This window comes from Dietzia aurantiaca (assembly GCF_021033825.1).
Taxonomy (GTDB): Bacteria; Actinomycetota; Actinomycetes; order Mycobacteriales; family Mycobacteriaceae; genus Dietzia; species Dietzia aurantiaca.
Window position 1 is genome coordinate 17,257 of sequence record NZ_JAIFXZ010000008.1, and the last position, 15,316, is coordinate 32,572.

9 protein-coding genes are annotated in these 15,316 nt (G+C 72.4%); 4 read left to right on the forward strand and 5 right to left on the reverse strand.

Annotation, left to right across the window (positions count from 1 at the left end; genetic code table 11):
- Nucleotides 1-31: 31 nt before the first annotated feature.
- The 4 genes from K3888_RS09930 (at nt 32) to K3888_RS09945 (ending at nt 6,347) form a co-directional block, all read left to right on the forward strand.
- On the forward strand, nt 32-1,465 hold the full coding sequence (locus K3888_RS09930) for an MFS transporter (protein ID WP_230930108.1): 1,434 nt from the start codon (nt 32-34) through the stop codon (nt 1,463-1,465).
- Entirely contained in the window at nt 1,462-3,618 is a 2,157-nt protein-coding gene (locus tag K3888_RS09935) for a molybdopterin oxidoreductase family protein (protein WP_230930109.1), read from the forward strand. Before K3888_RS09930 ends, K3888_RS09935 begins: the two co-directional genes overlap by 4 nt.
- Entirely contained in the window at nt 3,615-5,114 is a 1,500-nt protein-coding gene (locus K3888_RS09940; RefSeq protein WP_230930110.1) for an FAD-dependent oxidoreductase, read from the forward strand. Before K3888_RS09935 ends, K3888_RS09940 begins: the two co-directional genes overlap by 4 nt.
- A 66-nt stretch (nt 5,115-5,180) precedes the next feature.
- Nucleotides 5,181-6,347, forward strand: coding sequence for a uroporphyrinogen-III synthase (locus tag K3888_RS09945; protein WP_230930111.1), 1,167 nt, complete (start codon nt 5,181-5,183; stop codon nt 6,345-6,347).
- A gap of 228 nt (nt 6,348-6,575) precedes the next feature.
- Here K3888_RS09945 and K3888_RS09950 read toward each other — a convergent pair whose 3' ends face one another.
- The 5 genes from K3888_RS09950 to K3888_RS09970 all read right to left on the reverse strand — a co-directional run bounded on the left by K3888_RS09950 (nt 6,576) and on the right by K3888_RS09970 (nt 15,288).
- Entirely contained in the window at nt 6,576-7,004 is a 429-nt protein-coding gene (locus K3888_RS09950) for a nitrite reductase small subunit NirD (RefSeq protein WP_230930112.1), read from the reverse strand.
- A 117-nt stretch (nt 7,005-7,121) separates the two neighbouring features.
- Complete coding sequence (gene nirB, locus K3888_RS09955; RefSeq protein WP_230930113.1) at nt 7,122-9,722, reverse strand: nitrite reductase large subunit NirB; 2,601 nt, start codon at nt 9,720-9,722, stop codon at nt 7,122-7,124.
- A gap of 140 nt (nt 9,723-9,862) precedes the next feature.
- Entirely contained in the window at nt 9,863-10,612 is a 750-nt protein-coding gene (locus K3888_RS09960; RefSeq protein WP_230930114.1) for a DUF3239 domain-containing protein, read from the reverse strand.
- A 134-nt stretch (nt 10,613-10,746) separates the two neighbouring features.
- Nucleotides 10,747-12,414: a DNA repair helicase XPB gene (locus K3888_RS09965; RefSeq protein ID WP_230930115.1), complete on the reverse strand. Its 1,668-nt coding sequence runs from the start codon at nt 12,412-12,414 to the stop codon at nt 10,747-10,749.
- A gap of 420 nt (nt 12,415-12,834) precedes the next feature.
- Nucleotides 12,835-15,288, reverse strand: coding sequence for a helicase-associated domain-containing protein (locus K3888_RS09970; protein WP_230930116.1), 2,454 nt, complete (start codon nt 15,286-15,288; stop codon nt 12,835-12,837).
- Nucleotides 15,289-15,316: the final 28 nt, after the last annotated feature.

Sequence of the window (15,316 nt, forward strand, 5' to 3'; positions counted from 1 at the left end):
CGGCGCCGACGACGAGCGGGAGGGTTGCGGCATGACGCGTTCACACGTCATCGAGAACTGGGATCCGGAGGACACCGGCCAATGGGAGTCGGGCGGGCGGCGCATCGCCATGCGCAATCTGCGCTGGTCGGTGTTCGCCGAGCACGTCGGCTTCTCCGTCTGGACACTGTTCGCCGTGCTGGTGCTGTTCATGCCCGAGGACGTCTACGGCCTCGACGCCCCGGACAAGTTCCTCGTCTCCGCGGTGGTCACCCTCACCGGTGCGGTCCTGCGCGTCCCGTACACACTGGCCACCGCGGTGTTCGGCGGTCGCAACTGGACCATGTTCTCGGCGTTCGTGCTGCTCATCCCGGCCACAGCGATGCTGTGGATCATGGCCAACCCGGGGCAGCCGCTGTGGACGTACCTGGCGGCCGGCGCGATCGCGGGCCTGGGCGGCGCCAACTTCGCCTCCTCGATGACCAACATCAACGCCTTCTTCCCTCAGCGCCAGAAGGGCTGGGCGCTGGGCCTCAACGCCGGCGGTGGCAACCTGGGCGTGGCGACGATCCAGGTGGTGGGGCTGATCGTGATCGCGCTGGCGGGCAACCGATCGCCGCACTGGGTGATCGGCCTGTACCTGCTTCTGTTGGCGGTCGCAGGTATCGGAGCGGCGCTGCGGATGGACAACTTGCCGCACCAGCCGGTCGACGTGCAGTCCATGAAGGACGTCGCGCGCGACCGGGACGGCTGGGTGCTCTCACTCCTCTACATCGGTACCTTCGGCTCGTTCATCGGCTTCAGCTTCGCCTTCGGTCAGATGCTCACCATGACGTTCATCGGCAACGGCCAGACCCCGGGCCAGGCCGCCCTCCACGCCGCCCAGCTCACCTTCCTCGGCCCGCTGCTCGGCTCGCTCACCCGCATGGGCGGCGGCCGGCTGTCAGACCGGCTCGGCGGGTCGCGCGTGACGTTCTGGACGTTCTGCGCGATGGCCGTGACCACCCTGGCGCTGGTGTACACCTCGACGCTGCAGGCGGGCGGCGACGGCACCCTGTCGGGTGGCGCGCTGGTGCTGTTCTTCGCCGCGTTCCTGACGCTGTTCGCGCTGACCGGGATGGGCAACGCCTCGGTGTACACGATGATCCCGGCGGTGTTCGAGGCACGCAGCCGCGGCCTCGGACTGGGTGAGTCCGAGCGGGCCGCGTGGTCGCGGGCACACGCCGGCGCGTTGATCGGGGTCGCCGGGGCGGTGGGAGCGCTCGGCGGATTCGGCATCAACATGACGCTGCGCGCGTCCTATCAGGCGTCGGGGTCGGCCACGACGGCGTTCGTGGTGTTCGCGGGGTTCTACGTGATCGCCGCGCTGGTCACCCGGGCCGTGTACCTGCGCCGGCCCGGGGCGGGCGAGGTGCCGATCACGATGACGACGACGCCGTCGACCGGGTCCCCGCTCACCGGTGACGAACCGGCGGCGATTCGATGACGCGAATCGCAGAGGTGCCGACCACCACCGCCGGGCACACCCACTGTCCGTACTGCGCGTTGCAGTGCGCGATGACGGTCAACGCGGGCGCCGGGCACGCGCCCGCACAGGTGAGCCCGGCGTGGTTCCCCACCAACCGCGGCGGGCTCTGCCGCAAGGGGTGGACGGCAGCCGAGTTGCTCGACCACCCCGACCGGATCACCACCCCGCTCGTGCGCGTGGGCGGTGAGCTCGAACCCCGCGACTGGGACACCGCGCTCGAGCGGGTCGCGGACGGCATCCGCCGTGCGCAGGCGACCGGCGGCCCGGACGGAGTCGCCGTCTTCGGCGGCGGCGGGCTGACCAACGAGAAGGCCTACCAGCTCGGCAAGTTCACGCGACTCGCGCTGGGCAGCCGGCTGATCGACTACAACGGCCGCTGGTGCATGTCGAGTGCTGCGGCCGCCGCCAACCTGAGCTTCGGCCTGGACCGGGGACTGCCTTTCCCGGTGACCGACCTTCCCCACGCGCGGGCCGTACTGCTGATCGGCGCGAACCCCGCCGACACCATGCCGCCGTTCCTCCAGCACCTCGACGGCGCGGCTGCCGCGGGTGGCCTGGTGGTGGCCGACCCGCGGCTCACCGCGACCGCCCGGCGGGCCCTCGACGGCGGCGGGGTGCACCTTCGTCTGCGACCGGGCACCGACGCGTCGCTGCTCCTGGGGTTACTGCATCTCGTCGTCGTCGGCGGACACCTTGACCCCTCCTACATCGCGGCACGCACCAGCGGCTTCGACGAGGCGTGGGGCCACGCTGCCGCGTGGCTTCCGGAGCGCACCGAACGGGTGACCGGCGTGTCCGTGGCACAGCTCGAGCGGACCGTCGCGCTGCTCGCCGAGGGGAAACGGGGCCATGGCGACCCGGCCTGCAGTGATCAGCGCTGCGACGCGCATGGCGGTTCATACGTCCTCACGGCGCGTGGGGCGGAACAACACGCCGACGGCAGCTCCGTGGTGAGCGCGGCGATCGCGCTGGCGCTGGCGCTCGGACTACCGGGACGGCCCGGCAACGGATATGGCACGCTCACCGGCCAGGGCAACGGACAGGGCGGCCGCGAGCACGGACAGAAGGCCGACCAGCTTCCCGGATACCGGTCGATCACGGACCCGGCTGCCCGCGCGCACGTCGCCGACGTGTGGGGCGTGGACGCGGCGGAGATCCCGGGGCCGGGGCTGTCCGCATTCGAACTGCTCGACTCGCTCGGTACGCCCGGAGGGCCCTCGGCGATGCTGGTGCACGCCTCCAACCCGGTGGTCTCGGCGCCCGACGCGGACAGTGTCGTGGCCCGGCTGCGGGCGCTCGACACCTTGGTGGTGGCCGATTTCGTGCTCTCGGAGACCGCGGCGCTCGCTGACGTGGTGCTGCCGGTGACGCAGTGGGCCGAGGAGGAGGGCACGCTGACCAATCTCGAGGGGCGCGTGCTGCGCCGGCGCCGCACCGCCACCCCGCCGGCCGGGGCGCGTGACGAGCTGTGGATCTGGTACGAGCTCGCCCGGCGGCTGGATCGCGGGCCGGAGCGGTTCCCGGTCGACCCGCGCGCGGTGTTCGACGAGCTCGCCCGCGCCTCCGCCGGCGGTCCGGCCGACTACTCGGCGATCGACTGGGACCGGCTCGATGCCGGGGAGTCCCTTCACTGGCCCTGCGGCGTCGACTCTCCCGGCGGCACACCGCGGTTGTTTCTCGACCGGTTCGCCACCCCCGACGGCCGTGCCCGCTTCGCGCTGGACGGCGTGCGGCCACCCGCCGAGCCGCCGGACGCCGAGTTCCCGCTGCTGGGGACCACCGGCCGGCTGCTGGCGCACTACCAGTCCGGCGCGCAGACCCGGCGCGTGACCGAACTCGCCACCGCCGAACCGCGGATGTGGGTGCAGGTCCACCCGGTGGTCGCGCGGGCGGCGGGCCTGGACGACGGCGATCCCGCGCAGGTGGTGTCCCGGAGGGGGAGCGTCCGGGCCGTGGTGCGCTGCGATGAGGACATGCGCACGGACACCGTGTTCCTGCCCTTCCACTTCGGCGGTGACGGGCGGGCCAATCGGCTCACCCTGCCCGAGCTGGATCCGCGGAGCCGGATGCCCGAGTTCAAGGTGTGCGCGGTCCGGTTGGAGGCGGCATGAGCGCGCCGACGCAGGTACTGCAGCCGACGCAGGTACCGAAGCTGTCGCCGTCGCCGACGTCGAAGTCGTCGCCCACGCGGGTCGTGGTGGTGGGCGCCGGGATGGCCGCCGCGCGACTTGCCGAGGAACTGCGTGCCGGGCAGCCGGACCCGCACAGGCTGGCGGTGACCGTGCTCGGCGCCGAACCGGAGGAGCCGTACAACCGGATCATGCTCACCCAGGCCGTGGTCGCCGACCGTGTCCACCTGGCCCGGCTCAAGCCCGCCGGCTGGTGGGAACGCAACCACGTCCTGATCCGCACCTCGACATCCGTTGTGGCGATCGACCGGGTGGCCCGGCAGGTCGAACTCGCCGGCGGCGAACGCGTGGACTACGACCACCTCGTCCTGGCCACCGGCGCCGCGCCTCGGATCCCGCCCATCGACGGCATTCGCGGACCCGATGGTCGGCTGGCCGCGGGCGCGTTCGTCCTCCGGGACGCCGCCCACTGCCGCGAGCTGACCGCCCATCTGGCCGCACACCCCGGCCCGGTCGCTGTGGTCGGAGGGGGTTTCATCGGTCTGGAAGTGGCCTGCGCGCTGGCCGCGGCGGGCCACGACGTCGTCGTCGTCCATCCCCGCGCGTGGCCCATGAACGGGTGCCTCGACGCCGGCGCCGGCGCGGTCCTCGTCCGCGCCCTGGACGCGCTGGGCGTGCGCGTGGTGACCGGGGCGCGGGCCACCAGGTGGGACGGGGCCTCGCTCGTGCTCGACGACGGCGAGGTCCGCTGTAGCACAGTGGTTCTGGCCGCAGGGTCGGCGTCCCGTGCCGAGCTCGCACAGGCGGCCGGGCTCGAGGTGGGCGACGGCGTGGTGGTCGACGACGAGCTGGCGACCAGTGACCCGGCGATCAGCGCGATCGGCGACTGTGCCGAGCACCGGGGCGTCGTGAGCGGGCTGGTGGCGCCGGCGTGGGACCAGGCGGTCACGCTGGCCGCGCGGTTGACCGGCTCCGACCCCTCGGCGCGATACCTGGGCGCCGCGTCCGTGACCAGGCTCAAAGCCGACGGGATCGACGTGGTGGCCCTCGGCGAGCTGGCCCCCGACCCGGTCGCCGCCGACACGGCGGTCACCACCATCAGCGAACCCGCCCGCGGCCGCTACGCTCGCGTCGATGTGGCCAGCGGACGCATCTTGGGCGCGGTGCTGGTGGGGCATCCCGAGCCGGTCGGCGTACTGACCCAGCTATACGAGAGCGCGCTACCGGTGCCCGACGACGTGGTGTCGGTGATTCTCGGTCGGGCCGAGGCGGTCTCGGCTCCGTCCCCAGCGACGATGCCCGCCGTGGCCGTGGTGTGCCGCTGCAACGGGGTGAGCAAGGGAGACCTCGTGGCGGCGTGGCGCGACGGCGCCAGGGATCGGGTGGGGCTAGCCGAGCGGACGCGCGCGGGCACCGGGTGTGGCGGATGCTCGGCGGCGGTCGAGGGGATCTGCGGCTGGCTACGCGAGGCCGGCTGAACTCGCGCAACATGCCAGCGAGTCGGGTGAAACACGGCGGAAATACAGGTGGGCCATGATGGGGGCGTGACCGATGCCGAAGACAACGCTTCCGAGCCCCGCCGACCCGCAGCCGACCCGGCCGGCGAGCAGCCGCTGCTGGGGCGCACCATCGCTGTCACCGCCGCGCGGCGGTCGTCGGAGCAGCGCACCCTCCTCGAGCGTCGCGGCGCGACCGTGCTGCACGCGCCCGCGATGCGGATGATCCCGATCGCCGAGGACGAACTGGTCCGCGAGGCCACCGAGCGCACGCTGGCCGCTCCCGCCGACATCATGGTCCTGACGACGGCGGCGGGCGTGCGCTGGTGGTTGCAGGTCTGCGAGGAGTGGGGTTTGGCGGACGACCTGCTCGAGCTGATGGGCCGGATCCCGCTGTACTCGCGCGGACCCAAGACCACCGGCGCGATCCGGGCCGCGGGGCTGCGCGAACACGCCTCCGCCGCCAGCGAGGCCAGCCCCGAACTGCTGGAGATGCTGCTCGAGCGTGGTGTTTCCGGCCTGACGGTCTGCGTCCAGGTGCAGGGCGCCGGCTCGGGGTGGAACCCCATGTCCGTTCTGCTCGACGGGCTGCGGGCGGCGGGCGCCGAGGTGATCGAGGTGCCGGTCTACCGCTGGGAGCTGCCGGAGGATCTCGACGCGCTGGACGATCTCGTGCGCACGATCGCGCGGACGGGCGTCGACGGCGTGACGTTCACCGCGGCGCCAGCGGTCATCGCCGTGCTCGAGCGGGCCGGGGCGATGGGCGTCCACGACGATCTGCTGGACGCGCTCAACGGGCCGGTCGCGGCGCTGTGCGTCGGCCCGGTGACCGCGGCCCCGCTGATCGAGCGCGGGGTGGCCTTCACGGCGCCGGACCGGATGAGGCTCGGCTCGCTCATGCGTCACACGACCGAGGTGGTCGCCGAGCGGACGGCCCCGATCATTGTCGCCGGCCACGAACTCTCGGTCTGCGCGGCCGCTGTTCTGGTGGACGGCCTCCCGGTCGAGGTGTCCCCGGCTCAGTTGGCGCTGATGCGGGCGCTGTCCCGCCGGCCGGGGGCGTGCGTGAGCCGCGCGGATCTGTTGGAGGCGCTGCCCGGCGACGGCACGGATCCGCATGCGGTGGAGACCTCGATGGGCCGATTGCGCCGGGCGCTCGGCGTCGCGGACATGGTGTCCACGGTGGTCAAGCGCGGCTATCGCCTGAACATCTGATCGGCCGCCCGGTGGCGGGGCCCCCGAGGTTTGGTGGCACCACTGCGAGGAGGGGCCAGTTTTTTCGCCGTGGTGTCGGCGAGAATCGCAGTGATGTCGTCAAGGTGGAAGGTCGGCGCTCGCGCCCCGGGTTCACGGCGGAGAGGCAGCGTATCCGGAGCTGGATGTGCTGCCTCTCGGCCGTGGTGGGCGGCGGCGTTCAGGGCACCGCCGCCCAGGGGAAGCGGCTCAGGCCGCGATGGAATACCGTACGGCGGCTTCGGTCGCGATGACCACCGTGCCGTCGCTCGCCACCCGGGCGGGGAAGACCGAGATGCCGCGCGAGGGGTCATCGAGTCCGCGGCCGTCCGCGAGCGCGTAGGCCTGCTTGCCGATGGGCGAGATGACCGCGGGCACACCGGCGCGGTCGCCGACCAGGCCCCGGCTCATCACGGCGGCGCGCGCGACCGGGTCGATGTTGCAGAGGGCGTGGATCTCGTCGTCGACCAGATATACCGCTACCTGGCGACCGTCGGGCAGCAGGGCGGCGACACCGCGCCCACGGATCAGTCGGTCGACCGGGCAGACCGGGATCTCGATGGTGCCGTGGTCGGCGCGGTCGGCGGGGTCGGCGGGGTCGGCGAACGCGGCGGTGGTGCGGCGTAGGGAAGTGGTCATCGGGAGTCTCCTCGGGTTGTTGCGGGGTCGGAGGCCACCAGCGGGCGACCATGGGGCGTGCGGCCGCCGCGCGGGCGGCCACGGCCCGGGTCGTCGCGGCGGGAGCCGCAGGTCAGGTCAGGCGGGCGCCGGCATGGCGGGGGAGCCGAGCAGTACCGGCACCTTGCGTCCGTCACGCTGTTCGAACTGCACGGTCGGGTCCGGCGCGCCGGGCGCGTTGACGAACGAGACGAACCTGCCGAGCTTGTCGGGGTCGTCCAGCACGGCCGACCATTCGTCCCTGTACCCGGCGACGTGCGCCTCCATCCGTCCCTCGAGTTCGGCGGCCAGGCTCAGGGAGTCGTCGCACACCACGTCGCGCAGGTGATCGATCCCGCCCTCGAGCGTCTCGAGCCACGGCGCGATGCGCTGCAGCCGCTCGGCCGTGCGGACGTAGAACATCACGGTCCGGTCGATGTACCGGATCAGCTGGTCATCGGTGAGATCGCCGGCCAACAGGACCGCGTGGCGGGGCGTCGCGCCGCCGTTCCCACCGATGTAGAGGTTCCAGCCGGTCTCGGTGGCGATCACGCCGACGTCCTTTCCGCGGGCCTCGGCGCACTCGCGGGCACAGCCGGACACGCCCATCTTGATCTTGTGCGGCGCGCGCAACCCGCGATACCGCGTCTCCAGCAGGACCGCCATCCCTACCGAGTCCTGCTGCCCGTACCGGCACCACGAGGTGCCCACGCAGCTCTTGACCGTGCGCAGCGACTTTCCGTACGCGTGGCCGGATTCCATGCCGGCGTCGACGAGCCGCCGCCAGATCGCGGGCAGCTCGTCGACGCGCGCGCCGAACAGGTCGATGCGCTGGCCGCCGGTGACCTTGACGTACAGGTCGTAGTCGCGGGCGATCTCTCCGATCACGATGAGCTGGTCGGCCGTCACCTCGCCGCCGGGCATCCGCGGCACCACCGAGTAGGTGCCGTTCTTCTGGATGTTGGCCAGGAAGTGGTCATTGGTGTCCTGCAGCGATGCCTGCTCGCCGTCGAGGACGTGATCCGAACTGGTCGAGGCGAGGATCGAGGCGACGGTGGGCTTGCAGACGTCGCAGCCGGCGCCGCGGCCGAACCGATCGATCAGGCCGGCGAACGTGCGGATGCCGGTCACCGTGACGATCTCGAACAGCTCCGAGCGGGACTGGTCGAAGTGCTCGCACAGCGCGGTCGATTGTTCCACGCCCTCCGCCTCGAGCACCTTCCGCATCAGCGGCAGGCATGAACCGCACGAGGTCCCGGCGCGGGTGCACGACTTGAGCTCGGCGACGTCGCAGGCCCCGCCGCAGATCGCCTCGCGCAGGTCGCCCTTGGTGACCGCGTTGCACGAGCAGATCTGGGCGTCATCGGGTAACGAGTCCACGCCCACACCGTCGCCGCCCGTGGCGGCCGGGGTGAGAAGGGACAGGGGCGACGACGACGGCAACGCCCGCCCCAGCAGCGGCTTGAGCAGCTGATACGGGCCCGCGTCTCCTACGAACACGCCGCCGAGCAGCGTCCGGGTGTCGGGGCCGAGGACGAGTTTGGAGTAGGTGCGGGCGACGGGATCGTCGACCGTCACTTCGAGGCAGCCCGGCGTTCGAGCATGGGCGTCGCCGAAGCTGGCCACGTCCACGCCCATCAACTTGAGCTTGGTCGCGAGATCGGCACCCGTGAACTCGGGGCCGTCGTCGGTGGAGTCAGCCGCGAGCGCGCTCACGATGCGGGCGGCCGCGACCTCGGCGGAAGCGTAGCCGGGGCCGACCAGGCCGTAACAGGTGCCCTCGATCGCCGCGCACTCGCCGATCGCCCAGACCTGCGGGTCCGAGGTGCGGCACGCGCTGTCGGTGAGGATGCCGCCCCGATCCGCGAGCACCAGGCCGGCGTCGCGGGCGAGTTCGTCGCGGGGCCGGATCCCGACCGAGAACACCACCACAGCGGCGTCGACGGTCGCCGTCCGGCCCTCACCGGTCAGATGGACGCGCAGTGCGTCGGCGCGGGTGGCGGCGTCACTGCGGGTGTGGAGATCGTTGTCGTCGTCGTTGCGGTCACCCTGCTCGATCACGGTGTCGGTCACTCCCGGGTGCACGGTGATGCCGCGGTCGTGGATGAGGTCGCCGAGCAGCGCGCCGCCGCGGGCGTCGACCTGCACCGACATGAGGCGATCGTTGCGCTCCACTACGTGCGGCGTCAGGCCGAGCTGGCTGAGCGCGTTGGCCGCCTCGAGTCCCAGCAGCCCGCCGCCGATCACCACGCCGTGGGCGCCGGGCCGAGCGCGTTCGGCGTCGGCGCGGAGGGCGTCGAGGTCGTCGAGCGTGCGGTAGACGTGGCATCCGGGCAGGTCATGACCGGGGACGGGCGGCACGAACGCGCGCGACCCGGTTGCCAGGACCAGGGTGTCGTAGGACAGGCACTCGCCCGAGTCGAGCTCGACGGTCCGGGCGGCGCGGTCGATCGCGGTGACGAGCCGGCCGGAGCGTACCGTCACGCGCGGGTCGGCGCTGTGGAGGGCGTCCTCCATGTGGAGCGAGGGGCGATCCCAACCGCCGATGTAGGCCGACAGCCCCACCCGGTCGTAGGCGGGGTCGGCTTCGTCGCCGAGCACCGTGATGGCGACGTCCGCGTGGGTGTACCGCGTGCCGAGGGTGGAGACGAAGCGGTGGGAGACCATCCCGTGTCCGACGACGACGATGTGCTCGCTCATGTGTGGGTCCTCCTTCGGGCCTGTGCGGATCAGGCTAGGAAGACAGTGTTGCGCCGGTGTGGCGCCCGATCACGGGTCCGTGACGTTCCGTTCACACCGCCGCGGGGCTGGGGTGAGGGCCCGCCGCGCTGTGCGGATGTTCAGTCGAGCGGGAGCATCCGCGTGACCTCGGCGGAGACGTCCCCGACCTTGTCGACGTTCTGACGCAGCGTCTCCCACTCGCCCTCGGGGATCTGCTCGGCGGCATCGCGCCAGACGGCCTTGTCCGGGGTCGCCCACGCGACCGGCATGGGGGAGACGAACTGGTAGAGGTTGTCGCGGCCGCGGGCGCTGCGGTTACCCACCACGGCGACGCAGGCCACGCGCTCGCCGACCTTCGACGGGATGCCCTCGATCGGGGCGCAGGGCCTGGCCACCAGGACCGGGATCTTGCCGGCCGAGCGCTCGACCGCCTGGTCGGCCAGCGCCAGCAGGGTCACGCCACGTGGCCGGACCTCGGCGATCACCGCGGGGATCAGCTCGGAGGTGTCGTAGGTTGACTGCACCGAGCCCATGCGGCGGGGGATGTAGATGATCATCGCCAGGCAACCGACCGCGAACGCGATCGCCATCCCACCCACGATCCAGCCCCACGCCGCCATTTCGGAGTAGATGAGGACCCCGGCGCCGGCCGCCAAGACGATCAGGCCCAGGATGGCGGCCGACCACTGCAGCCGCCGCACCTCACCGAGGTTCTGGTTGTGCTTGCGCGCCCAGGCGTCGTCGACGGGGATCCGGGCGAGCCGGTATTTCTCGTGCGGGTTGCGCGGGGCGCCGCGCTTCTTGCTCGCGTTCGCGGGGCGGGGATACTTGCTGGGGGTGTTCTTGCGGGCTTTACCGTCGGCGGCCATGCCCGCCAGTATCCCAGGCCCGGGATCGTCGGGCGATCGGCCGGGGTGCCCCCGGTGGGCGAGGCCAGGGTTCCGCCGGTGGCCGCCTCGGTCGAGCGGCTCAGCCGACCTCGGCGCTCAACCCATCTCGGAGCTCAGCCGATCTCGGGGAGGGGCGGGCCGAGGATGTCGTCCGCGTCGACGATCCGGTAGGCGTAACCCTGCTCGGCGAGGAACCGCTGCCGATGGGCGGCGTACTCGGCATCGAGGGTGTCGCGAGAGACCACCGAGTAGAAGTGCGCCTGCCCGCCGTCGGATTTGGGCCTCAGCAACCGGCCGAGCCGCTGCGCCTCCTCCTGCCGCGAGCCGAATGTCCCCGACACCTGAACGGCCACGCTGGCTTCGGGCAGGTCGATCGAGAAGTTGGCCACCTTGGACACCACCAGCGTGGTGATCTCGCCGGCGCGGAAGGCCGCGAACAGCTTCTCGCGCTCCTTGTTGGACGTCGAGCCCTGGATGACGGGCGCGTCGAGCTCCTCGCCGAGCTCCTCGAGTTGGTCCAGGTAGGCGCCGATGACGAGCGTCGGCGCGCCCGCGTGATTGGCGAGGATCTTCTTAACCACGGGAATCTTGGTGCGCGCGGTCGAGCACAGCTTGTACTTGTCCTCGGCCTCGGCGGTCGCGTACAGCATCCGTTCGTTCTCGGTCAGGGTCACGCGCACCTCGACGCAGTCCGCGGGCGCGATCCAGCCCTGCGCCTCGATGTCCTTCCACGGGGCGTCGTAGCGCTTGGGGCCGATGAGGGAGAACACGTCGCCCTCGCGCCCGTCCTCGCGGACGAGGGTCGCCGTGAGACCCAGACGACGACGAGACTGCAGATCCGCGGTCATTCTGAACACCGGTGCGGGGAGCAGGTGCACCTCGTCATAGATCATCAGTCCCCAGTCGCGGGAGTCGAAGAGCTCGAGCGCCCGGTGCACGCCCTTCGTCTTGCGGGTGATCACCTGATAGGTGGCGATCGTGACGGGGCGGATCTCCTTGCGCTCGCCCGAGTACTCGCCGATCTCGTCCTCGGTGAGCGAGGTGCGGGCGAGCAGCTCGCGCTTCCACTGCCGGCCCGCGACCGTGTTGGTCACTAAGATCAGCGTGGTGGCCTTGGCCTTGGCCATCGCGGCGGCTCCGACCATGGTCTTGCCGGCTCCACAGGGCAGCACCACCACGCCCGAGCCGCCGGCCCAGAACGAATCGGCGGCCATCTGCTGGTAGTCGCGCAGTTCCCACTGCTCTTCCTCGGTCGACAGCGCGATCTCATGCGCCTCTCCGTCGACGTACCCCGCGAGGTCGTCGGCGGGCCAGCCCACCTTGAGCAGCTCCTGTTTGAGGCGGCCACGCTCGGAGGGGTGCACCACCACGGTGTCGGCGTCGATCTCCGCGCCGAGCATGGGGGCGATCTTCTTGTGCCGCTTGACCTCGGCCAGTACCGCCGGATCGAGCGAGACCAGGGTCAGGCCGTGGACGGGGCTCTTGACCAGCTGCAGCCGGCCGTAACGGTCCATGGTCTCGGCGATGTCCACGAGCAGCGGCTGCGGCACGGGGAAACGCGAGTAGGTGATCAGCACGTCGACGACCTGTTCGGCATCGTGACCGGCGGCGCGCGCGTTCCACAGCGCCAGCGGGGTGATCCGATAGGTGTGCACGTGCTCGGGGGCGCGCTCGAGTTCGGCGAACGGCGCCAGCGCCTGGCGGGCGTCGGCGGCCTGATCGTGGTCGATCTCCAGCAGCACGGTCTTGTCGGACTGGACGATCAGCGGTCCACCACTCACTACGGGCCTCCTCGATAACTCTCGCCGGGTCCGCGTGGGCCCGACTTATCCAGTGTCCTGGAAATCGCGGAACCGCGTCGGGCCCAGCCGTATCGGCCGCGTGCCGCCGGCCGTCCGCAGTTCCCTGCCCCGCCACCGCAACGGGGGCTGCGCATCACGGCACGCGCCACCTATCAGATTTTCGCGCCACCTATTGCAACGCGCGCCACCCATCGGATCCGATAGGTGGAGCGCACTCCGATGGGCGGCGCGAAAATCTGATAGGTGGCGAGGTGCGGAAGGGCGGTCCCGCGATACGAATCGACTTCCGGCTGTCGGCGCGAGCGCAGACAGCGGCAGGGCGGTGGACGCAGACGGCGGCGGGGGCATCAGGCGAAGGCGCAGGCATCGGCCGCCCGCCGTAGGCGCGCCCCGGCCGGCTCAGCGCGTCGGGTCGACGTCCGCCACGGAGATGACCCGGTGCAGCGGCAGGGTGACGGCCTCGGCGGTGTCGGGCTCGATGCCCTCGACGCGCCCTCCGCCCACGGACGCCGGCACGATCAGCCGCGCGGTGGACCGGCCCTGTGCGTCGACCACCGAGACGGTCACCGCGGACCCAGTGGAGGCGGCCTCGTGTAGGCGGGCGATCGCAGCCTCGCCGGTGTAACCGCCCGCCCCGCCGGGGCCACCCGCACCGGTGCGGGCGGCGCGGACCCGGTCGGCCGAGCGCATCGCGGCCACGGCAGCACGCAGGTCGGCGGGCCCGGGAGCGCGCGCGGGGATGCGCGGTGCGCGCCCTGGGCTGGAGGCGTGGACTCGCGCGACGGGCCGGCTCAACGCCACGACCGCCCCGGAGGTGTCCTCGACGACCGGCGCGTACCCGTCCTCCCGCAGTGCCTCGACCAGGTCGAGCGGCCGCGCTTGCGAGATGAGCACGGTCGGGGCCACCATCCGGAGAGCGCATTTCTCGGCGGCGGGCGAGCCGAGGACCTGGGCGACGAGCGACGGGTCGTCGCAGCGCACGAACGACAACGCCGTACCCACCCGCAGCCGCCCGTGCCGGCGCGCGACGTCCTCGACGAGGTAGTCCAGCGACTGCGGCACCGGCGTGACGGAGGTGCGGGCGAGGAGGTCGTGGACCCCGGAGGCGGTGCGCCCGGCGTCGAGGGCGCGCCGCAGCGAGGACTCGGTGACGCGGTAGGTGGTGGCGGCGCCGGCTGACTCGACGTCCGCGAGCAGCGCGAACTCGGCCGCGAGCTCGGGAACGAGGGGCCCGGGCGCGAGGATCGTCAGGTCGGCCTGGACGATCACCTCGGAGACCGGGTGGGGCAGTGCCGCCGCCAGGACGGGCTCGAGTTCCTCGACGGTCGGTGCCGTGCCGGGTGCGCCGGCGGTGGCGGCGGCGGGGGAGCCGTCCACCAGCATGCGGGCGGCGCTGGTGGCGGTGGTGACGACGACGAGGCCCAGCCGCCGTGCTTCGGACACCGTCTCGGTGACCGGTGACCCGCCGGCCCGGGAGAACCACACCGGCGAGAACCAGCGCACCACCTCGGGCAGCAGGGTGTCCCCGGGTTCGGCGGCCGGGTCGAGGCGCGCGAGGGCGCCCAGGACACGCGCACGTTCGGCGGCGGGAGGCGGGCCGACGGGATCGCCGAGGGCCGGGACGGTGCCGCCGCCTTCAAGCTCGGCGCCTACCCGCCACGGCGCGCGCGGCATGGACCACCACGCCAGGACCAGCTCGGCCCAGCGCCGGGCGGGCTCCCGGGCGGACCAGATGTCGGCGGTCTCGGTGGGAGCCCACACAGAGTCGTAGGCGATGTCCCCGACCTCGGTGTCGCCCACGGCGATGAGTCCGGCCGCCGCCAGGACTTCCAGTAGCAACGGGAGCTCGGACTCCTCCAGCTGCGCGGCCCGGGCCACGCGGCGCAACTCGCGCACGCCGACGCCGCCCGCTTTGAGCGTGGTCAACGGGATCGTCGACAGGGCGGCGAGGACGGAATCGCAGCGGTGCAGCAGATCGAGGGCGGCCACGCCGCCCGAGGCGTCGGCGTTCTTGGCGGCCTTGCCGGTTCGTGGCTCGACCGGGTCGGCCCACCCGGGTAGGTCCAGCAGTGACGGGGGACGTGCGCCGTGGCGCGCCCGGTCCAGGGCGTGGGCGCGCGGGATGACCACCTCGCCGGGGCCCGACCCGGCCCGGTCGCCGGCCGGGACCCGGCCGCCGGGTCCACCGGCGCCTGCGTCCCCGCCGGTGGTGATCTCGGCGAGGCCCGCGGCGGCGAGCTCGGCGGACGCGGCCCGGACGGACTCGGACGCGCCGGACCCCAGCGCACCGACCGGGGAACGGCCGCGGGCGATCGCCTCGAGCACACCCGACGCCGGAGCGGACAATCCCGCCCACGCCTCCTCGAGCGAGGGCCCGGCGGGTTCGCCCGGGTGCGGCGCCACCACAGGTGCGGCAGCGATTGCCGACGCGGTGACCGGAACCAGCCGGGCACCGTCCTCCTCTCCCCAGATCAGGGCGAGGTCCCGGAGACGGGCGACGGCGGTGGGGAAGGGGGCGGTGTCGTCGTCGTTCTTGCGGTTTTTCTTGTTGATGCTGACCCCGAGACGCTCCGCGACCGCCGACAGGGGAACGGCCCCGGAATCGGCACCCAACGCGGCGGCCGTGGCCAGCACCAGCAGCTCCGGCCACGACAGCGTGCCCATCGCCCGCGCGGTGGACGCCGGCAGCCGCAGCCGCGAGGCCAACACCTCCAGCGACGCGGGGGCGGGCGTGGCCACGTCCGGGCGCAGGGTGCACATGCGCACGAGGGCGTCGTCGGACTGCTCGGCGAGCCAGGCGGGAAAGCCCGGTTCGCCGGCGCTCGGGCGGGACGTGGCGCGGGAGGTCGACATGATCCGTCCCAGCCTAGTGACGTCGGCG